The organism is Cryobacterium sp. TMT1-19 (genome assembly GCF_004403055.1).
In the GTDB taxonomy this organism is placed as follows: Bacteria; Actinomycetota; Actinomycetes; order Actinomycetales; family Microbacteriaceae; genus Cryobacterium; species Cryobacterium sandaracinum.
This window is the reverse complement of sequence record NZ_SOHB01000035.1, coordinates 23686-43595: the sequence shown is the minus strand read 5'-3', so window position 1 is coordinate 43595 and position 19910 is coordinate 23686. Positions and strand designations below refer to the sequence as shown.

General features: G+C 67.6%; 20 protein-coding genes and 1 tRNA gene. 9 read left to right on the top strand and 12 right to left on the bottom strand.

Going from position 1 to position 19910, the window contains the following annotated elements; genetic code table 11:
• Positions 1 to 19 precede the first annotated feature (19 nt).
• Genes E3T40_RS09965 through E3T40_RS09955 form a run of 3 tightly spaced genes read right to left on the bottom strand, consistent with a single transcriptional unit; the run spans position 20 to position 3041 of the window.
• A complete protein-coding gene (locus E3T40_RS09965) occupies positions 20 to 958 on the bottom strand; it encodes a type II secretion system F family protein (RefSeq protein WP_104171586.1) in 939 nt (312 codons plus the stop codon).
• Positions 955 to 1812, bottom strand: a complete 858-nt coding sequence (locus E3T40_RS09960) for a type II secretion system F family protein (protein ID WP_104100209.1) — start codon at positions 1810 to 1812, stop codon at positions 955 to 957. The genes E3T40_RS09965 and E3T40_RS09960 overlap by 4 nt, the downstream gene beginning before the upstream one ends.
• Positions 1809 to 3041: a CpaF family protein gene (locus tag E3T40_RS09955; protein ID WP_104171584.1), complete on the bottom strand. Its 1233-nt coding sequence runs from the start codon at positions 3039 to 3041 to the stop codon at positions 1809 to 1811. The genes E3T40_RS09960 and E3T40_RS09955 overlap by 4 nt, the downstream gene beginning before the upstream one ends.
• Before the next feature lie 186 nt (positions 3042 to 3227).
• On the opposite strand from E3T40_RS09955, the gene E3T40_RS09950 reads away from it, so the two are divergent.
• The 3 genes from E3T40_RS09950 (at position 3228) to E3T40_RS09940 (ending at position 4892) form a co-directional block, all read left to right on the top strand.
• Positions 3228 to 3309, top strand: a tRNA-Leu gene (locus tag E3T40_RS09950).
• Position 3310: 1 nt separating this feature from the next.
• On the top strand, positions 3311 to 3994 hold the full coding sequence (locus E3T40_RS09945) for a DedA family protein (protein ID WP_104171583.1): 684 nt from the start codon (positions 3311 to 3313) through the stop codon (positions 3992 to 3994).
• 109 nt (positions 3995 to 4103) lie between these two features.
• Positions 4104 to 4892 carry a VTT domain-containing protein gene (locus E3T40_RS09940; RefSeq protein WP_370287912.1) on the top strand — a complete coding sequence of 263 codons (789 nt, stop codon included), beginning with the start codon at positions 4104 to 4106 and terminating at the stop codon, positions 4890 to 4892.
• 68 nt (positions 4893 to 4960) lie between these two features.
• On the opposite strand, the gene E3T40_RS09935 is transcribed toward E3T40_RS09940, so the two are convergent.
• From E3T40_RS09935 to murI, 4 genes are all read right to left on the bottom strand, one after another.
• Positions 4961 to 5872: a cation diffusion facilitator family transporter gene (locus E3T40_RS09935; RefSeq protein WP_104193882.1), complete on the bottom strand. Its 912-nt coding sequence runs from the start codon at positions 5870 to 5872 to the stop codon at positions 4961 to 4963.
• A gap of 92 nt (positions 5873 to 5964) precedes the next feature.
• A complete protein-coding gene (gene rdgB / locus E3T40_RS09930; RefSeq protein WP_134543321.1) occupies positions 5965 to 6555 on the bottom strand; it encodes an RdgB/HAM1 family non-canonical purine NTP pyrophosphatase in 591 nt (196 codons plus the stop codon).
• Between the two features lie 4 nt (positions 6556 to 6559).
• Complete coding sequence (gene rph, locus E3T40_RS09925; RefSeq protein WP_104193884.1) at positions 6560 to 7294, bottom strand: ribonuclease PH; 735 nt, start codon at positions 7292 to 7294, stop codon at positions 6560 to 6562.
• Positions 7291 to 8154, bottom strand: a complete 864-nt coding sequence (gene murI / locus E3T40_RS09920; protein ID WP_104100215.1) for a glutamate racemase — start codon at positions 8152 to 8154, stop codon at positions 7291 to 7293. The genes rph and murI overlap by 4 nt, the downstream gene beginning before the upstream one ends.
• A 244-nt stretch (positions 8155 to 8398) precedes the next feature.
• On the opposite strand from murI, the gene E3T40_RS09915 reads away from it, so the two are divergent.
• Positions 8399 to 9631, top strand: coding sequence for a beta-ketoacyl synthase (locus E3T40_RS09915; protein WP_198411977.1), 1233 nt, complete (start codon positions 8399 to 8401; stop codon positions 9629 to 9631).
• Positions 9632 to 9683: 52 nt separating this feature from the next.
• Positions 9684 to 11006 carry a nicotinate phosphoribosyltransferase gene (locus tag E3T40_RS09910; protein WP_134543319.1) on the top strand — a complete coding sequence of 441 codons (1323 nt, stop codon included), beginning with the start codon at positions 9684 to 9686 and terminating at the stop codon, positions 11004 to 11006.
• A 15-nt stretch (positions 11007 to 11021) separates the two neighbouring features.
• Here E3T40_RS09910 and E3T40_RS09905 read toward each other — a convergent pair whose 3' ends face one another.
• From E3T40_RS09905 to E3T40_RS09895, 3 genes are all read right to left on the bottom strand, one after another.
• Complete coding sequence (locus E3T40_RS09905) at positions 11022 to 11312, bottom strand: DUF3039 domain-containing protein (protein ID WP_104171578.1); 291 nt, start codon at positions 11310 to 11312, stop codon at positions 11022 to 11024.
• 169 nt (positions 11313 to 11481) lie between these two features.
• Positions 11482 to 13056 carry a PAM68 family protein gene (locus E3T40_RS09900; protein WP_241981738.1) on the bottom strand — a complete coding sequence of 525 codons (1575 nt, stop codon included), beginning with the start codon at positions 13054 to 13056 and terminating at the stop codon, positions 11482 to 11484.
• Positions 13032 to 14183: an ABC transporter ATP-binding protein gene (locus E3T40_RS09895; RefSeq protein ID WP_241981737.1), complete on the bottom strand. Its 1152-nt coding sequence runs from the start codon at positions 14181 to 14183 to the stop codon at positions 13032 to 13034. Before E3T40_RS09895 ends, E3T40_RS09900 begins: the two co-directional genes overlap by 25 nt.
• Before the next feature lie 804 nt (positions 14184 to 14987).
• On the opposite strand from E3T40_RS09895, the gene E3T40_RS09890 reads away from it, so the two are divergent.
• The 3 genes from E3T40_RS09890 to E3T40_RS09880 are packed head-to-tail and all read left to right on the top strand — an operon-like array spanning position 14988 to position 17273.
• Positions 14988 to 15680: an NTP transferase domain-containing protein gene (locus tag E3T40_RS09890; RefSeq protein WP_134543317.1), complete on the top strand. Its 693-nt coding sequence runs from the start codon at positions 14988 to 14990 to the stop codon at positions 15678 to 15680.
• Between the two features lie 46 nt (positions 15681 to 15726).
• Positions 15727 to 16527: an ABC transporter permease gene (locus tag E3T40_RS09885; protein ID WP_241981736.1), complete on the top strand. Its 801-nt coding sequence runs from the start codon at positions 15727 to 15729 to the stop codon at positions 16525 to 16527.
• Entirely contained in the window at positions 16527 to 17273 is a 747-nt protein-coding gene (locus tag E3T40_RS09880; protein WP_104171575.1) for an ABC transporter ATP-binding protein, read from the top strand. Before E3T40_RS09885 ends, E3T40_RS09880 begins: the two co-directional genes overlap by 1 nt.
• Here E3T40_RS09880 and E3T40_RS09875 read toward each other — a convergent pair.
• The gene (locus E3T40_RS09875) at positions 17270 to 17563 is read right to left on the bottom strand and encodes a helix-turn-helix domain-containing protein (RefSeq protein ID WP_104100222.1); all 294 of its coding nucleotides are present in this window, start codon (positions 17561 to 17563) and stop codon (positions 17270 to 17272) included. The two genes, E3T40_RS09880 and E3T40_RS09875, sit on opposite strands and share 4 nt — an antisense overlap.
• A gap of 90 nt (positions 17564 to 17653) precedes the next feature.
• Here E3T40_RS09875 and E3T40_RS09870 point away from each other — a divergent pair, with 90 nt between their 5' ends.
• On the top strand, positions 17654 to 18541 hold the full coding sequence (locus E3T40_RS09870; protein ID WP_233193941.1) for a hypothetical protein: 888 nt from the start codon (positions 17654 to 17656) through the stop codon (positions 18539 to 18541).
• Here E3T40_RS09870 and E3T40_RS09865 read toward each other — a convergent pair.
• Positions 18538 to 19839, bottom strand: coding sequence for a hypothetical protein (locus E3T40_RS09865; protein ID WP_134543315.1), 1302 nt, complete (start codon positions 19837 to 19839; stop codon positions 18538 to 18540). The genes E3T40_RS09870 and E3T40_RS09865 overlap by 4 nt on opposite strands.
• Positions 19840 to 19910: the final 71 nt, after the last annotated feature.

Here is a 19910-nt window from a genome sequence, read left to right as displayed (position 1 = left end):
GGTTCAGTGGTTCAGTGGTTCAGAATCCGCTCTGCAGGATGAACAGGCCGGGGAAGATCGCGAACAGGATCGTCATGGGCAGAATCAGGAAAACGAGCGGCACGAGCATGGCCACCTCTTTCTTGCCGGCCACCTCGATCAGTTCGCGTTTGGCCTCGTCGCGGGCATCCTGCGCCTGGGCGCGCAGCACCTCCGCGAGCGGGGTTCCCCGGTCGAGCGCACCCGTGACCTGATCGACCAGCCGGGTCACCGCAGGCAGCGCGATCCGGCGTGACAACGCGTGCAGGGCGGTGGCGAGCGGCACCCCGGTGCGCACATCCGCCACCACCCCCGCCAGCTCCCGCGACAATTCGCCCGTGCTCGTGCGCGAGACCCGGGCGAGCGCATCCAGGATGCCCTCCCCCGCCGACAGAGACAGCGTCATGAACTCGAGGACGGTCGGAAACTCGCTCTGCATGCGCGCGAGGCGGGCGGTGGCGGCGCGGCCGAGCATCCAATCGCGGGTCAGCGCGCCGCCCGCCGCGGCGACCACCGGCAGAACGACCTGCACCAGCACCGGCATCGACCGAAACGCCGGCAGGGCAACCACCGCACCTGCCCCGACGAAGAGTCCAGCGAGCGCCCACACCACCTGCTCCGATCGGAACTCGTCGGTGCCGCGGACCGACCCCGACTGCCGGAGCCGTCGGGCGATCGTCTCCGTGCCACCGAGAACGGCGCCGAACGCTCGTTTGAGGGCGCCGAACACGGGCGCGAACAGGGTGCCGAGCACCGGCAACGGATGCACCGTCGTGCGCCCCACGAATAGCCGCGCCTCCGCCGACACGTCGAGGATGTACGGCGCCAGCCTCTGCGCGAGGCGCGGCCGACTCAGCCGAGGCACCAAGCTGGCGAGCGACCAGAGCCCCACGCCCAACGCGGTGCCGCAGAACAGCGCCCAGGCCTGCGCGGCGCTCATTTGAACCACCGGCGTTCCTCTGGCAGCCGTCCCAGCGCCACCATCAGGCGGTAGGCAACCACGGAGACGCCGAGGCCGCCGACGATCACGACGACACCGGCGGAGGTGTTGTAGGCAACCGCCGCCTCCGGCCGGGAGGCCAGGAGCAGCAGCACGATCCAGGGCGCGGCCACGCCCAGCCGCGCCGCGTTGACGATCCAGGACTGGCGCGCCTCGACCTCCGAGCGGATGGCGGCATCCTGCCGGAGCCAGGCCGCGAGGCTGCGCAACACGACCGTGAGGTCGCTGCCGCCTACCTCCCGGGCCATGCGCAGCGTCTCCAGGATGCGGTCGGCCACCGGGTCACCCAGGGAGACCTTGAGCCCGTCGACGGCGGAACCGAAGTTGCCGGTCGCTTGATATTCCCGGGCGAACTCGGCGAAGGCGGGCCGCGTCGACAGCGGGCCAGCCCCTGCCAGGCTGCCGACGCTGTCCGGCAGTGCCAGGCCCGACCGCACCGCTGACACCAGGTGGTCAACGACGTCGGGCCAGACGGCGCGGTTCGCCCGCCGCCGGGCGCGCACCCGCCAGACGACCATCAGCGTCGGCAGCGACAGCCCGGCGAGCGCGGTGACGATCGACAGGGCAGCGATGCCCAGGAGGGCCTGGCTCAGCGCCGACACCGCCAGCCCCAGCACCACCGAGAGGGCGACGAAGGCCGGCAGCGGCAGGCTGCCGAGTCCGGCCTGGGCGAGGTTCGCCCGCAGCCGTCCCGGCGTGCGGGACCGGGCCTTGCCCCTGGTGCGCGGCCAGAGGAACGGCGCGGCGACCAGGAGCAGCCCGGTGCCGAGCAGAGCCCCGAGTGCGAGCGTCATACGGCCCCGGCCCGCAGCACGATGGCCGGGTCGAGTCCGGCCGCGTGGAACTTGGCCAGCTTCGTCGGATACCCCCCGGTCGGCTCGAGGGTGCCCCGCTGGGCCAGGAAGATCGGGCTGGCCTCGATCATCGCCCCTGACAGTTGGCCGCTCGGCGCAAGGATCTCCGTCACCCGGCGCCGTCCGTGCCGGTCGATCTCGCAGTGCACGACGATGTCGATGCAGCCGGCCACGGTCGGCAGCACGAACGAGGAGTCGATGTTGCGGCCCGCCAGAAGCGGCAGCGTGGACAGTTTGCCGAGCGCATCCCGGGCACTGTTGGCATGGATCGAACACATGCCCGGCAGCCCGCTGTTCAGGGCGATGAGCAGGTCGAGACTCTCGGCTTCGCGCACCTCGCCGACGATCAGCCGGTCGGGGCGCATCCGCAGCGACTCCTTGATCAGGCGGCGCAGGGTGATCTCCCCGGTTCCCTCGAGGCTCGGCTGGCGGCACTGCATCGCCACGACGTCGCGCGCGGCCAGGTCGAGTTCGAAAGTCTCCTCCACCGTCACGATGCGCTCGTTCTTGCGCGTGGCCGAGAGCAGGGCGTTGAGCATGGTGGTCTTGCCGGTCTGGGTGGCACCGGAGACGAGGATGTTCTGCCCGGCCAGCACGCACATGCGCAGAAACTCGGACGATTGCTGCGTGAGCGACCCGAGCCCGACCAGCTGGTTCAGGTCGCGGATGCGCCGGGTGAACTTGCGAATATTGACCGCCCAGTGCTGGCGCGTGATATCCGGGATGACCACGTGTAACCGCGACCCGTCGGGCAGAGAGGCATCGACGAACGGGGAGGAGAGGTCGACGCGGCGGCCGGAGGCCTGCAGCATCCGCTCGACCAGGTCGCGCACCTCCCGCGCGGTGAGCACCATGGTGGTCAGCTCGGGCACCCCGTCGCGGGCCACGAACACCCGGCTGGGCGCGTTGATCCAGATTTCCTCGATGCCGGGATCGTCGAGGAACGGTTGCAGCGCCCCGAACCCGGTCAGTGAGGCCACGACCTCGCGCGCCGCCTGGCGCTCGTCGGCGATCAGCGGCAGGGAGTTGCCGAGCGCCCGCTCGGCGTAGCGCTGCACCTCGTCGCGCACGTACTGCTCGGCGAGCCCGGAGTTCGACGCCAGGTCGACGCCGTCGCGACGCACCCGAGTGCGAACCTGCTCGGTGATGATGCGCACGGCTTCGCTCATTCCTGCATGATCGCCCATCACTCGCCGACCACGCCCGACTTATCCACAGCCACGCGCCCGGAGACGTGCCGATCTGGCCGACCCGTGCGGCGATGCGGCAGTGCGGTTGCCCCGGTGCCCGGTCCACAGAGGTGGCCAACGCTCACGGGCGGGGCTCTCCCGCGAAGTACACTGGAAGCGCACTTCGCGGGAGTGGTGAAATTGGCAGACACGCAGGATTTAGGTTCCTGTGCTTTCGAGCGTGGGGGTTCAAGTCCCCTCTCCCGCACATGAGTCACATCTCGGCCCTGGACGGCCAATTGAACGAACTGCTGGAGAGTACCAGCGTCGTGCTGTTCTACCTGCTCGTTTGGGCCCTTGTCTTCGCCGGAACGGCGGTGTTCCTCGGGGTCTTCATCCCGTTCATCACCGGCGACTCCCTGCTTTTCGGCTCCGGCCTGGTGGCTGCATCCACGCCGAGCCTGAGCATCGCCGTTCTGGCCGTCGGAACCGGCATCGCCGCGTTCCTGGGTGACCAGGTCGGTTTCCTGCTCGGGCGCCACTTCGGCCGCTCCTACCTGGACCGCCACGGCGGCCGCCACACCCGCACAGCCATCGCCAAGACGGAGACCTTCTACCGCAAGTACGGCTGGTGGACGGTGGTTATCGCCCGGTTCATGCCTTTGGGCCGCGTCTTCGTGCCCGTGATCGCCGGCGTCGGCCGCATGAACTACTACACGTTCCTGACCAGCAATCTGGTCGGAGCCCTGGCCTGGGGCGTGGGTCTTACCCTGACCGGCTACTACGCGGCCGCCATCCCCGGCGTGAAGAGCACCGCCTATGTCATCGCCGGGGTCTTCATCACCGCCTCAATCGTCTTCGGCATGCGCACCCTGCTGATGGATCGCGCCCAGAACCGGCTGGATGCCCGCAGCGCGCTCCTCGACGACCCGACAGTGGTCCAGGCCCCGTGACCCACTGCGAGCCCACGGCGCACTGTCGGAAAACCGCGTTAGCCTGTATCAGAGCACACAGTGATCCCGCCGCCCGGCCGATCTGACCGACGCCCACAGGAGTTTCTTAGTGATTCATACAGCCCTGCTTCCCACGGCAGTCATCCCCTGGCTCGACCCGGAAGTCCTGATCAACGGGTTCGGGCCCTGGGCCCTCCTGGGCGTCTGCGCGATCGTCTTCGCCGAGACCGGCCTGCTGGTGGGGTTTTTGCTTCCCGGCGACACCCTGCTGGTCATCACCGGCCTGCTGACCTTTGCCGGGGTCATCCAGATCGACATCTGGTGGGTGGCCCTGGCCATCGGATTCTCGGCCTTTTTCGGCGGAGAAGTCGGCTATCTGATCGGGCACAAGTTCGGGCCCAGGGTCTTCGAGCGCAAAGAATCCGGTCTGTTCAGCATCAAGAACGTCGAGCGCACGAACGCGTTCTTCGTTCGCTTCGGCGGCGTGGCCGTCATCGTGGCCCGCTTCGTGCCGATCGTGCGCACCTTCGCCCCGGTCGCGGCCGGCGTCGGCCACATGGACTACCGCAAATACTCGCTGTACAACCTGATCGGCGCCCTCCTCTGGGGCACCGGCCTCACCTACTTCGGCTTCTTCCTGGGCTACATCCCGCCAGTCGCAGATTTCGTTCAGAACTACATCGACATCATCCTGCTGGCCGCGGTCTTCATCACGCTCATCCCCACCGTCTTCCACTACCTACAGTCCGCGTCCAGAGCCCGCCGGGACGCGCGCACCGGACGGACCATCCAAACCGGAAGCCTCGTCCTCGACGCCGACGCCTTCGAGGACATCCACAAGCACACGCACGACGAGCACAAGCACGACGAGCACAAGCACGACGAGCACGACCACTGAGCTCAACACAGTCCGGGCTCAACACAGTCCGGGCTCAACACAGTCCGGGCTGCTCCCGGCGGGTCACGCTACCGGTGCGGGTTCTCCTCGTGCGCCGCGTGCTCGGCCGGCTCGAGCTGGAACGTCGAGTGGTCCACATCGAAATGGTCGGCCAGACACGCGGAAAGCTCATCGAGAAGTGCGCCGGAGCCACCCGAGCCGAGCACCACAGGTTCGACCACGACGTGGGCGCTGAAGACGTGGGCTCCGGAGGTGATCATCCACACGTGCACATCGTGCACCGCCACTACGCCGTTCGTTTCCAGCAGGTGCCGCCGGATCTCTGCGACATCCGTTGCGGCCGGCACCGATTCGCTCAGCACCCGCACCACGTCGCGCAGCAGCACGAGGGCTCGGGGCGCGATCATGCCGGCGATGACCAGCGAGGCGATCGCATCGGCCTGTACAAAGCCCGTCACTAGGATGACCCCGGCCGCGGCGATGACCGCCACCGAGCCCAGGGTGTCCCCGAGCACCTCGAGGTAAGCGCCGCGCATATTGATCGACGACCCGGCCGCCGGGCGCAGCAGGAGCAGGGCCGCAACGTTGGCCAGGAGGCCGATCACGGCCACGACCAGCATGGGAGTCGCCCGCACCTCGCTGCCGCCGGCGTCGACCAGCCGGCCGACGGCGCCGATCACGACGGCGATGGCAACCCCCACCAGGATGAGCCCGTTCAGCAGGGCGCCGAACACCTCGGCCCGTTGGTAACCGAACGTCTGCCGGTCGGTAGCCGGCCGCGCGGCCACCACGGTGGCCGTCAGAGCGATGATCAGACCCGCGAGGTCGGAGAACATGTGGCCGGCATCCGCCAGCAGGGCCAGGGAACCGGTCAGCCAGGCGCCGACGACCTCCACCACGAGCACCGCGGCGACAATCCCGATCGCCACCGACAGACGCGCACGGTTCGTCTGCGAGGTGTGCGCGTGATCATGGCCCATGCCTCCACGCTAGGGCCGCGAGCACCCGGCCGCCAGTTCAGCCGTCAGTTGGGAATGAGTGCCGTTCTCAGCAGTCGAGACGGATGCGCCCGTCAGGCTTCCAGCAACGTCTCCAGCACCGGAATCAGCTTGCCGAAGGCCCTCGCCCGGTGGCTGTGCTCGTTCTTCACGTTCGGGGTCAGCTCGGCGGCGGAGATCGCATAGCCGTCGGGCAGGAAGATCGGGTCGTAGCCGAAGCCGCCGGCGCCGCTCGGCTCGGTCAGGATCTGCCCGAGCCATTCCCCGGTCACGTGCCACTCCGTGCCGTCGGGCATGGCCAGCGCGGCGACGCAGGTGAAGTGTCCGCCGCGGTGCTCGGCGTCCACATCGCCCAACTGCCAGAGCAGCAGCTGCAGGTTCTGGTCGGAGTCCCGGGCGGGCCCGGACCAGCGGGCCGAGAAGATGCCGGGCGAACCGCCGAGGACGTCCACGCAGATGCCGGAGTCGTCGGCGATGGCCGGCAGACCGGTGTGTGCAGCGGCGGCGCGCGCCTTGATCAGAGCGTTCTCGGCGAAGGTGACGCCGTCTTCGACCGGCTCGGGGCCGTCGTAGGCCAGCACGTCGAGGTCGGGGAGCCGGGGGGCGAGGATGCGCCGCAGCTCCTCGACCTTGTGCTGGTTGTGGGTGGCGAGAACGACCTGCATGGCCCTAGCGCCCCAGCGCCGTCGTCTGGAACTCGGTCAGGGAGATCGTCCCGGCCAGCGCCAGGTCGAGCAGAGAATTAAGTTCGGTGCGGTCGAACGGCGCGGCCTCGGCCGTGCCCTGCACCTCCACGAATAGGCCGCGGCCGGTTACGACCACGTTCATGTCGGTCTCGGCCCGGGAGTCTTCGGTGTAGGCAAGGTCGAGCATGGACTCACCGCCGACGATGCCCACGGAGATGGCCGCGACGCTGTCGATCAGAGGCTGGGCCTTCTGGCTGAGGAACTTTTTCTCCCTGCCCCACTCGAGGGCGTCGGCCAGGGCCACGTAGGCTCCCGTGATGGCCGCGGTGCGGGTGCCGCCATCGGCCTGGAGCACGTCGCAGTCCAACACGATGGTGTTCTCGCCGAGCGCTTTCATGTCGACCACGGCGCGCAGGCTGCGTCCGATCAGGCGGCTGATCTCGTGGGTGCGCCCGCCGATGCGGCCCTTGACCGATTCGCGGTCCATTCGAGAGTCGGTGGAGCGCGGCAGCATGGAGTACTCGGCCGTGACCCAGCCCTTGCCCTTGCCGGCCATCCAGCGGGGTACGCCGTTGGTGAACGAGGCCGTGCAGAGCACCTTGGTGCGCCCGAACGAGATCAGGGCCGACCCTTCGGCCTGGTCGCTCCAACCGCGCTCGATCGTGACGGGGCGCAGCTGGTCGTTCGTTCGTCCGTCTACGCGCACGGTGTCGGTCACGGGGTCTCCTTGGGGTTGGGATGCGATGCGGCGAACTCGGCAAGCTCGCTCAAACTGAAGGACCCGGTCTCGACCAGGTCGACGCGACCGATTTCCGGCCCGATCAGCCGGTGAGCCAGGTGCAGAAAATCGTCGGCGCTGTCGCCGGTGGCCTCGTACCGGTAGCTGGGCGGCGCCTGCTCGGTGCGTTCCAGGCCCTGGCTCACCAGCAACCGGTACACGTCGTTGGCCGTCTCGGTGTCGCTGGAGACGAGGGTCACGGTGTCCCCCATCACGTAGGAGATGGCACCGCGCAGGAAGGGGTAGTGCGTGCATCCGAGAACGAGCGTGTCGACTTCCGCAGCCCGCAGCGGGGCGAGATAGCCTTCGGCGACCGACAGTAGTTCGTCGCCCGTGGTGATTCCCGCCTCGACGAATTCGACGAACCGTGGGCAGGCCTGCGTCAGGAGCTGGATGTCGGTGGCCGCGGCGAACGCGTCGTCGTAGGCGCGCGATTTGACTGTGCCCAGTGTGCCGATCACGCCGACCCGGTTGTTGCGGGTGGTGCGCACGGCGCGGCGCACGGCCGGTTGGATGACCTCGACCACGGGAACGCTGTAGCGCTCACGGGCATCCCGGAGCATCGCGGCCGAAGCGGTGTTGCAGGCGATGACCAGCATTTTCACATCTTGGGCAATCAGGTCGTCGAGAACGTCAAGGGCGAAACCGCGCACATCCGCGATCCTCTTCGGGCCATACGGAGAATGCGCAGTGTCTCCGATATAGAGGATCGATTCATTGGGCAGTTGATCCTTGATTGCCCGGGCGACAGTCAGGCCGCCCACTCCGGAATCAAAGATTCCAATCGGTGCATCCGTCACGACAATTGAGCCTAGTCGGAATCCCTGACCCCCACCCGTGTACGCGCGGCACCCGGTCCGGCGCGGCCGGCGATCACCCCCTTGGACAGGGAGATTGACGGCATGTTCCCAGTCTCGTCCCGGTAGCGTCAGCACGTTCCATTCGGGGAATATGGCCGTAACTACACTCGGAATATGGCTCCCGCCAACCGACGGACGCCGCAACAGAATGACGTCACATTCGTTGTTTGAGGAGATGATCACCGTGAATGATCGAGTCGTAATCACCGGGCTGGGCGCCTTGACGCCCCTGGGCAACAATTGGCGCGACACGTGGTCGGGTCTCACCGGCGGCCGCAGCGGCGTAGCCCGGATCACCCAATTCGATCCCGCCGGTCTGCCGACGCAGATCGCCGGCGAGGTGAAGAACTTCATTCCGGCCGAGCGGATGACCGTGAAGCAGGTCAAGCGCGCATCCCGGGCCTCGCAGCTCGCGATCGCCGCAGCCCGCGAGGCGGTGGCTGACGCCGGTTTCGGCGCCTCCATGGAAGGCATCGACACGGCGGTCGTCGTCAACAGCGCCGTGAGCGGCTTCGCGGAGATCCAGGAAGCCACCGAGCTCGTCAACTCCGGCGACTCCCGGCGCATCCCGCCGCGCTTCGTGCCCTCCGCCCTGTTGAACATGGCCGCCTGCGAGATCGCGATCGACCTCGGCGTCCACGGACCGGTCAACGCGAGTGCCCTGGCCTGCGCCAGCGGGGCCTACGCACTCCTCGAGGCACGCACCATGCTCGTCATGGGTGACGCCGACGTCGTCATCGCCGGCGGGGTCGAGGCTGCGATCACGCCCGTCATGTTCGCGGGCCTGAACGCCATGCACGCGGCCTCCAAGAACAACGATTCCCCGGCCGAGGCCTCCCGGCCGTTCGACGCCGACCGCAACGGACTCGTCTTCGGTGAGGGAGCGGTCATCTTCGTGATGGAGCTGCTCTCCCACGCCCGAGCCCGCGGCGCCCAGATCTACGCGGAGGTGCTGGGCGGCGCCCTTACCAGCGACGGCCACAGCATCGTCGCGCCCGAACCCACCGGCAAGTTCGCGAGCCTGGCCATGACCCGCGCCCTCATCAAGTCGAAGTTGAACCCGAGCGACATCGACATGATCTGCGCCCACGGCACGTCCACCCAAGCCAACGACCGGGCCGAGACCTCGGCGATACGCCAGGCACTCGGGCACGCTGCCGACTCCATCGCCGTCACCGCCCCCAAGTCGATGACCGGCCACATGATCGGCGCCGCGGGTGCCCTCTCCGGCCTGCTCTGCGCCCTGTCGGTCCGAACCGGCATCATCCCGCCCACCATCAACTACACGACCCCGGACCCGGATTGCACGCTCGACTACGTGCCGCGGGTCGCCCGGGAGAAGCCGGTGAAGTTCGCCCTGGCGAATGCGTTCGGCTTCGGCGGGCAGAACTGCATCGTCGCCTTCGGGGCGCTGTAGGCCTTCTGCTCCGACAAGAACACGTACCGGGCCGGGCGGATAAGCTTTCCGGGTGACCGAAACCTCAGCATTCCGCACCGACCGGTACGAACTCACCATGGTGGACGCCGCGATCCAAAGTGGAACCGCCGCACGAGAGTGCCAGTTCGAGGCCTTCGCCCGGCGCCTCCCCTCCGGCCGCCGCTACGGCATCGTGGCCGGCACCGGGCGGCTGCTCGATCTCATCCGGGCCTTCCGGTTCACGGATGCCGAACTCACCTGGCTGAGAGACAACCGTGTGGTGCGCGAGCCCACCATCGACTGGCTCGCCGACTACGCCTTCCGCGGCACCATCTGGGGCTACCAGGAAGGCGAGGCATACTTCCCGGGCTCGCCCCTGATCACGGTGGACGGCACCTTCGCCGAATGCGTCATCCTCGAAACCCTGATTCTCAGCGTGCTCAACTACGACAGCTCCGTCGCCAGCGCGGCCGCACGGATGGTCTCGGTCAGCCTGGGCCGCCCCCTCGCCGAAATGGGTTCGCGCCGCACTGGCGAGTACTCCGGGGTCGCCGCCGCCCGGGCCGCCTACATCGCCGGTTTCGCCTCGACCAGCAACCTGGAGGCCGGCCGCAGCTGGGGCGTGCCCACCATGGGCACCGCCGCCCACTCCTTCACTCTCCTGCACGACAGCGAGGAAGACGCCTTCCGTGCCCAGGTCGCGGCCTTCGGACCGGCCACCACCCTGCTCGTGGACACCTTCGACGTCGCCGCGGGCATCGAACTGGCCGTCAGGGTGGCCGGACCGGCGCTCGGGTCGATCCGGATCGACTCCGGCGACCTGCCGACCAGGGTGGCGGAGGCCCGCAGCCAACTGGACTCGCTCGGTGCCGTCAACACGCACATCACCGTCACCAGCGACCTCGACGAGTTCTCCATCGCCGCCCTGTCCGCGTCGCCCGTGGACGCCTTCGGCGTGGGCACATCGGTGGTGACCGGTTCGGGCTCCCCCGCCGCCGGGATGGTCTACAAACTCGTCGCGCACCGCGACGACGCCGGAGACTGGGTGCCCGTCGCCAAGACCTCGCCCGCGAAGAGCTCGGTCGGCGGCCGAAAGCGGGCCGTGCGCCGGCTCGACTCCGCCGGGATCGCGCGCGCCGAGGTCGTCCTGATCGGCGAGGATCCGGCCGGCTCCACTCCGCCCGCAGAGCCTTCGGGCCGGGACCGCGTGCTGCTGGTGCCTCTGATCACCGACGGCGTGATCGACGAAAGCTACCTCGGGGCGGCCGGCACGACCCGCGCCCGCGCGCACCACGCAGCCGTCATGCAGGAATTGCCGATCGAGGCCTTCCGCCTCGGGCGCGGCGACCCCGTCATCCCGACCCTGTACCGGTAGCGCTCAACCGGCAAATCAGGCCTTCATCTTCTCGTAGATGGCCTTGCAGGCCGGGCAGACCGGGAACTTCTCCGGGTCGCGTCCGGGCAGCCACTTCTTGCCGCAGAGGGCGCGCACCGGCTTGCCGGAAATGGCCGATTCGAGAATCTTGTCTTTGGGCACGTAATGCGAGAAACGCTCGTGGTCGCCCGGCTCGATGTGCTCCTGGTTGAGGAGTTGCTCGAGCTCACGGTCGAGCGTCGAGGTGCCGCCGCCGGTGCCGGGGTTTCCGGGTTCTGCGATGCTCGCGCGAAAGTGATCAGTCATGCACTCAGTCTAAACAACCCGCGGGCGCACCGGCAGGCCTGCTGATCCTGCCCGCGAGCCGGAGCCCGGAGGATACCGCGAGCGAGTCGCGCGGGAGCTGCGCCCCTCCGCGCGTGGCGTGCCACCGGCGCAGCGGCGCAGCACGCGCGCCACGCGAACGTCAGGACGCCTAGGCCCGCACGGCGGAGGCGATCATCTCCGGCCCGCGCCGTTCGAACGCGAGCGAACCCAGAAAGACCCCGCCCACGAGCGTGATCAGCCCGCTGGCGACGCCCAGCACGAGCGCCGGGATGTTCCAGACCGGGTCGACGAAGACGCCGAGCAGCGCGCAGGCGAGAGCCGGGATCGAAAGCAGGATCGACCCCGCAAAGGTGAACGACTGGATCAGCGCGGCCGCCGTGTCCGACGCCTGAGGCTGAGCGAAAGGGCTGTCTCCCGGCTTGGTCGCCGGATAGGGGAAGCGCGCCGATGAATAACTCGAGAGCCCGAGCCCGGTCAGCAGGATGCTGGTGCTCACCCCCAGGATGGACGGCATCACCGCCCAGTCGCCGTAGACCGACACGCTGATCGCCGACCCAGCCGCGATCATCGGGATCCCCACGAAGAGTGCGGGAACCAACCGGCCCATCCGGTCCTCGAATCCGCGGGTGCCGGAGGCCACGTGCAGCCAGACCGCGGTGTGGTCCAGGGCGACGTCGTTGTGCAGGGTCCAGCCCAGGAACACACTCATCAACGGCACCGCCAGAAGAGCGAGGTAGGAGATCGGCAACCCCGCGAACGACAGCGGCAAGATGACGATCAGAGGAATGACCGGGATGACGATCACCGACATCCAGTACCGGGAGTCGCGGCGCCAGTAGGTGAGGCTACGGGCCGCAATCGCACCCATCGGAGTGTGCGGCATGCTGTCGAACCACCCGAGCCCGCCGTACTGGCGAGCCTGAGCCTCGCGGCCGGGCGTGACGAGCATCCGTGCCACCAGTCCCTGCCAGGCCAGCCACAGCAGGTACGTCGTTGCCGCGGACATCGAGAGCTTGAGCACGGCCGCACCCCAGAGCCCGGTGGAGGCGTCCCCGGGAACGGCCCAGGCCGCACCGAGGGGCGTCCAGCCGAGGATGCCCGCCAGCCCGCCGATCAGGTCGAGGCCGTAGCGACCCCAATCGAAGTTGAGCGCCAGAAGCACGACGGGGGCGATCATCACCAGAAGAAGCACCCCGATGATTCCGGTAAATTCCCGGGATCGACGCGTTGCCAGCAGGAACGCCCCCAGCGACGTGCTCACCCGGGACACGAGCATGCAGGTGGCCAGCAGCAGGGTGGCGGAGGCGAGGGCGAGCACCGTCACTAAGAGGCCGCGGGACCAGGTCACGACCGTGCCGAGCAGCACGACCGAGAGCACGAACGCGGGCACCCCGACCAGAGAGGACAGCGCCAGACCGAGCGAAAGCCTCCGGCTAGGGATGCCCATGGTCGCGAATTTGCGCGGGTCCATGGTGTCGTCGATCCCGAAGACCAGCGGGAACAGCAGGAAGCCGAGCACGACGAGTGATCCAGCGACGACCAGGCCGTCGCGAATGGCGACGGGATCTCCCGTGAAGCGCAGCCCGACGAGCACTACGAAGAGGCCGACGGCCAGGGCGAGGCCGTAGAGCAGGCCGATCACGATGCCGACGACCTGCCAGGGGCTGCGCCGGAACAGATTGGCGAGCAGGCGGACTTTCAGTCCGAGAAACTGTGCAACCACTCCATGCCCTCCGCCACCTTGCGTCCACCGGCCAGCTCGATGAACCGCTCCTCGAGCGTTTTCTCGCCGCGAACCTCGTCGATTGTGCCGGAGGCCAGCACCGCGCCATCCACGATGATGGCGACACGATCGCAGACGCGCTGGATCAGATCCATTCCGTGGCTCGACAGCACGACCGTTCCACCGCTGGCGACGTATTTCTGCAGGATCTCCGTGACGTTGACGGCGGAGACCGGGTCGACGGACTCGAACGGCTCATCGAGCACGAGCAGTCGCGGCGAATGGATCATCGCGCAGGCGAGTGCGATCTTTTTCGTCATGCCGGCCGAGTAGTCGGCGACGAGGCGATTAAGCGCGTCTTCGAGGCCGAAGGCGGTTGCCAGGTCGGCCGCGCGCTGCCGCACGGTGACGTCGTCGAGACCCCGGAGCACCCCGGAGTAATAGAGCAGCTGGGCTCCGGTCAGGCGGTCGAACAGGCGCAGTCGATCAGGCAGAACGCCGATGATGCGCTTGGCGGCCATCGGGCTCCCCCAGACGTCGATGCCGTTCACCGTGACGGTGCCCGCATCCGGCCGGAGCAGCCCGGTGACCATGGAGAGCGTCGTGGTCTTGCCGGCGCCGTTGGGTCCGACGATCCCGAAGAACGACCCCGCGCGAACCTCGAGGTCGATGCCCGATACCGCCACGGTCCGGCCGAAGCTCTTGTGCAGACCGCTGACCGCGAGCACAACCGGCGGGGCGAGATCGAGCGCAGTCGGCGCAATCACCAGGGCGCGCTGGCGGGAGGCCCGTTTCACGACGGGCGGTTCCGTGGCGGCGGGGGCGGCGGCAGGCAGCAGCTCCGTTTCGGCGGACCCAGGCAGCTGCACCGGTACGGGCACCAGTTCGATGCCTGCCGACACGGATGCGTCGGCAGCGAATGTCTGGGGCACGGACAGCGCGGCGACCAGGACCGGCTCGGCCTCCTCGCCCGGCGACGGGATGAACTCCGGCAGAACCTGCGTGGCAGGCTCCGCGTCAGGTTCGACACTCTCAGAGTCAGTGGCGAGAGGCTCAGAGACAGGTTCGACTGACTTCGCGTCAGGTTCGGCGACGGCGGCCGCGGCCGCAGCCGCAGCCGCAGCCAAGGTCGCCGCCCGGATGGCCGCAGCCCGCGCTGCGCTGGCCTTGGCCGCACTGGACCGGGCCGCGCCGGTTTTCGCGACGGACTCAGATTTCGCCGCTGCCGTGCGCGCGGCCGTAGCCCGTACTGACGTCGTGCGAGCCGACGTCGTGCGAGCCGCGGTGATGGGAGGAGAGGCGAGTGTCGGGGCGTCGGCCGTCGGCGACGTGCCTTCAGAGTCAGACTCCGGCGCTGCGACGGGCCTTTTCGGGGCCGGTCTCGGTGCGGGCTTTGGGCTGGTCCTGGCCGCGGGTTTCTTCGGAAGGGGCGCCCCGGGGGTGCCCTCCCTCGCCTCTGCAGCCGCTTTTGCGCGGGCCGTACTCGGTCGCCCGGCGGCCACACGGGGGGTAGCCTTCGTGCGCGGCGGCGCCTTGGGAACAGGGGCCTTGCGCACCGGGACGGTGCGCACAACAGCCGGCGTCGTGGCCTGTGTTTCAGCAGAATCTAGCGCAGAAGAGGGCACCTTCTGCTCGTCGGGCTCGGATGTCGGGGGCGCTGGAGTCACCTCGCTAACCTACCAAGGACCGTCTGACATCGCAGGCTTCGGGGGTCACCCGGAAACACAGTCAGGCGCTGCCCAGTCACGGGCGCCCGGGTCACGAAAGCAACACGGAAAGGAGTCCGCTCTTCCCCCCAACCGAGGGCGTAGGGTACTCTCGAGTTGGCATGACGGTGTGTCTATACGTGAACTTACAAGTGAACCCTAGACAAACTCGATCTGAATCTGAGGGAGTCTCGGTCACTCGAATTCTTTTTTGAGGAGACAATCGTGACCACCCAGGTAGTCATTTTGGCAGCAGGTATGGGAAGCAGACTCGGTCGTTCGCTTCCGAAGCCGCTCACCGAGCTCAACGACGGTCGAACAATCATGCAGCAGCAGTTCGACAACATCGCGCACGCCTTCGGCAAGAGGGCGAAAGTTACCATCGTGGTCGGTTACAAGCTCGAGCACATCATCGAGGCCTTCCCTCAGGCATCCTTCGTTTACAACGAAGAGTATGACCAGACCAACACCTCGAAGAGCCTTATGCGCGCTCTCCAGGCGTCCACCACCGGCGGTGTGCTCTGGATGAACGGCGACGTCGTCTTCGACCCGGCCATTCTCGACCGCGCTGCCGCGATGGTCGCTCGCGACCAGTCCTTCGTCACCGTCAACACCTCCAAGGTGTCCGACGAGGAGGTCAAGTACACGACCAGCGCCGAGGGCTACATCAAGGAACTCTCCAAGACTGTCAAGGGCGGGTTGGGCGAGGCAGTGGGCATCAACTATATTTCCAGCGCGTACAAGGCTGTACTGGTCCACCACCTGACGAAGGTCGCCGACCAGGACTACTTCGAGCGCGGCATCGAACTCGCGATCGAGAAGAACAACCTGTTGGTCGAGCCTCTCGACATCTCCGATTTCTACGCGGTCGAGGTCGACTTCGCCGAGGATCTCGAACGGGCGAACCTCTTCGTCTAGCAGCGCCTTTCGCAGGGGCGCGCGCCGCGCCCCTACGATAGAGCGCGTGAGTAGATATGCGGAAGTGAGCCCTGAGCAGCGCACGTCTTTCGCCAGGTACCGTCATTCCCTCTGGTTGCTCACACAGCGGGATCTGCGGGTGCGCTACTCGACGTCGCTGCTCGGTTACTTCTGGTCGATTCTCGACCCTCTGGTCATGGCCGGTATCTACTGGTTCGTCTTCACCCAGGTTTTCCAGCGCACGGTGGGCAACGAACCGTACATCGTCTTCCTGCTGTCGGCGCTGCTGCCGTGGATGTGGTTCAACGGCACCGTGTCCGACTGCACCCGCGCGTTCCTGCGCGAAGCGAAGCTGATTCGGTCCACCCGAATACCCCGCACGATCTGGGTGAACCGGCTCGTGCTGTCCAAGGGCATCGAGTTTGTGGCGTCCATCCCGGTGCTTCTGCTGTTCGCACTCATCGCCGGGGCTGAACTCAGCGCGGGTGCGGCCCTCTTCCCCCTCGCGATCCTGCTTCAGACGATCCTGACCGCAGGGATCGGGCTGATCGTCGCTCCCCTCGTGGTCTTCTTCCGCGACCTTGAGCGGGCCGTGAAGCTCATCCTCCGCTTCCTGTTCTACGCATCGCCGATCATCTATGGCACCGCGGACCTGCCCACGGAACTGCAGTTCTGGGCCGGCTTCAATCCGCTCAGCGGCCTGTTCAGCCTGTACCGGGCCGCGTTCTTCCCCGAGCAGCTCGATTGGATTCTCGTGCTGATCAGCGCGCTGATGTCGGTCCTCTTTCTTTTTGCCGGCCTGGTTGTCTTCACGCGCACCGAGCGCGCCGTCCTGAAGGAGATCTAGTGTCGGCACCGGTGATCACCCTCACGGGTGTCGGCATCCGTTTCCGCCGCAATCGACGCGGTCGGCGCTCGTTCAAGGACCTGTTCGCCGCCCGGAGGCGGCGCATCCGCCCGAACGAATTCTGGGCGCTGCGGAACGTTGCGTTCACGGTGCAGCGCGGCGAGGCGATCGGCGTGGTCGGTCGCAACGGGCAGGGCAAGTCGACCCTGTTGAAGCTGGTCACCGGCGTCGTGCTGCCCGACGAGGGCTCGGTGCGTGTGACCGAGGGTGTGGCCCCGCTGATCGAGATCACGGGTGGCTTCGTGGACGACCTCACTGTGCGCGAGAACGTCTACCTGACCGCGGGCCTGCACGGGATGACGAAGAAGCAGATCGCGGTGCGCTTCGACGAGATCATCGCCTTCGCGGAGATCGCCGACTTCGTCGACACGCCCTACAAGCACCTGTCCAGTGGTATGAAGGTGCGCATCGCGTTCGCCGTGATTTCCCGGCTCGAGGAGCCCATCCTGCTCGTGGACGAGGTGCTCGCCGTCGGCGACAAGGCGTTCCGGGAGAAGTGCTACCGGCGGATCGAGGAACTGCTCGCCGGTGGGCGAACTCTGTTCTTCGTGTCCCACAACGAGCGGGACCTCAAGCGCTTCTGCACCCGAGGTCTCTACCTTGACAAGGGTGCGCTGGTTCTGGATGCCCCCATCACCGAGGTGCTGGCGCTCTACAACTCGCAATACGGGATCAAGCCGGCCTAACGGGCCGAGGCCATCACGGCATCCGGATCTTCCAGGCCGTCCCGGGAGGGCGGCAGTTGAGCGGAATTGAACCCGGTCATCAGATCGCCCGGCTCAATGCCGAGCACTGTGGCGAGCCGGATCAGGGTGTGGAAAGTGGGGTTGCCAAGTCCCCGGTCGATCCGCGCGTAGTTGGACACGTTGAGGCCGGCCAGATGGGCGACGGCCTCCTGATTGAGGGACAGCTGGCGCCGCCGACGACGCAGGCGAACACCGAGGATTCGGGATGCTTCTGACTTCGGCTCAGGCATTCTCCTTGTATAGGCGCGCACCGAGTTTTCCGCCAGTGGCACCCAGCCGGGGCACGTAAACTCATCGGGACACTGACGGAGGGCACTCTGATGGCCAGAAAAACCAAGCCGATTATTTCCGAGACGGGCGGCCTGCCGAAAGGCGGCCAGCTCCCCACCGGGATCGTCACGGGCTTCGACCGCGTGATGGCGATCCACCGTCCTGCCGTGCTCGCGCACATCCGTTCCGTGCGCCGCCGTTCCCCACAGGCGTCGCCCGTGGAGATCATCCGGATCCTGGAGCGACGCTACCTCGCCGCCGTCACCACCGGGGGTGCCGCGGTCGGCGCGACGGCGGTCATCCCGGGGGTCGGCACCGCCGTCACCCTGGCCATCTCCGGCGTGGAGACGGCCGGGTTCCTCGAGGCCACCGCCCTGTTCACCCAGTCGGTGAGCGAGGTGCACGGCATCACGGTCGAGGACCCCGAGCGGGCACGCGCTCTGGTGATGACGATGATGCTCGGCCGCGAAGGCTCAGACCTCGTGCGCCAGCTGGCCGGCCAGGTCTCCGGCTCCGGCGTCCCGCGCGCCGCTTACTGGGGCGAACTCATCACGACCAGCATTCCCCGGGCCATCATGGGACCGCTGACCGATCGGCTGAAGAGCAGCTTCATCCGGCAGTTCGCCGCCAGGGGCGGCGCCAGCTTCATCGGCAAGGCCCTGCCGTTCGGTGTGGGCGCCATCATCGGGGGTGCGGGCAACCACATCCTGGGCTCGCGGGTCGTTCACGCGTCGCGGCTCGCGTTCGGCCAGCCGCCGGTCGGTTTCCGCGAGGAACTGGACCCCCGGGTGCGGATCGTCGTTCGGGAATCGCCGGCCCTCCGCATCCCCGGGATCACCCGGCTGTCCCTGACCGGCCTGTCCGGCCGGCTTTCCCCCCGGCGACGGATGCCCGGCGCACCGGACCCGACAACGCCGACACCGCCCCGTGCAGACTAGAGCTTCTCGACGTCGCTGACCTCGTCCGTCGGAGCGTCGATGGCTGGTTCGACCACTTCCAGGCTCACGGCCTGCGGGTGGGATGCGTCGAAGCGCTCCCACTCGTCCATCAGGTGCGCCACAGCGGCGTGGAAACGCTCCGTGGCGACTCCGGGACCGGTGTCGCCGAAGTAACGCTCGACCCAGATCTTGAGCCGGTCATGGGCCTCGCTGTCATGGGTGAGATCGTCGAGCACGCCGAGGATACTTCCCGCATCGTCGACGTTCAGCCACTCGCAGTCGGAGAGATAGCCGCCTGAGTCGATCTGGGCGGCCGGGTCGACCGGGCGGGTCACCATCAGAGCCTTGCCCGAGGCCAGACGGTCGTAGACCATCGCGGAGATGTCGACGATGGCGACATCCGCTGCCGACAACTGCCAGCCCAGGTCGGGGCTCGCGTCGTAGATGTGCCGGGCCGAGGCATCCCGCGCATTCGCCGTCGCGATGGCCGCGATGATGGTCTTGTTCGCCGCGCCGTACTCGCTGCTCACCACGCCGCTGCGGGGGTGCGGGCGGTAGATCACGCGGTGCCGGCCCGAGGCCAGCAGTGACGTCACCAGGGCAACGCCGTGGGACGCGATCGAGCCGTAGGCGGCGGCTGGCCGGTCGCCTTCCCAGGTCGGAGCGTAGAGGATGACCTGGCGCTCGTCCGGGGCGAACGGCGTCGCGCCGGAGTAGAAGTCGGCCTGGGGGCGGCCGATCTTCAGGGCGCGCTTGTCGAAGTCGTAGTCCCAAAGCACCTTGTCGAGACGGGCGATCGCGGCGTCGCCGGCGACGAAGGCGTAGTCGTAGGCCTTGATCTGGTTCGTGACCATGTACATTTTGTCGCTCTCACCGTGGTTGATGAAAACGTGCCAGCGGCCCCCGTAGCGCATCATTTGGAAGTTGCGGGTGTTCTGGTTCACGTAGAACACGATCCGGATGTCCTGCTGGGCCAGCACCTGCTCGAGGTCGACGACCCGGCGAACGTAGGCAACCGGGAGCGGGGACTCATCGATCAGCGGCAGGGCACCTGCCCCGCTGCGGCTCAGCACCAGCACGGGCCAGGTCTCGGCGAGCTTCGCGAGCGGCTTGTACCACTGCCGCATCTGGTACAGATTGACGTCGCCGTCGGCGAAGTAGACCGCGATCTTGAAGTGATTCCGGGGCAGCGGCTCACGCGTGGACAGCCGCCCGTTCAGCAGCCGCTGTGCCTTGCGGGACGCCGTGACGTCCCTGACCAGCTTGAGCCCAAGCCTGACGTCTCGTTGAATACCCACCCGTCAAGAGTACCGACGATGCCACTCGACCGAGCGCCTCTGGCCCCCCGAAGGGGACGTGACGACGGAAT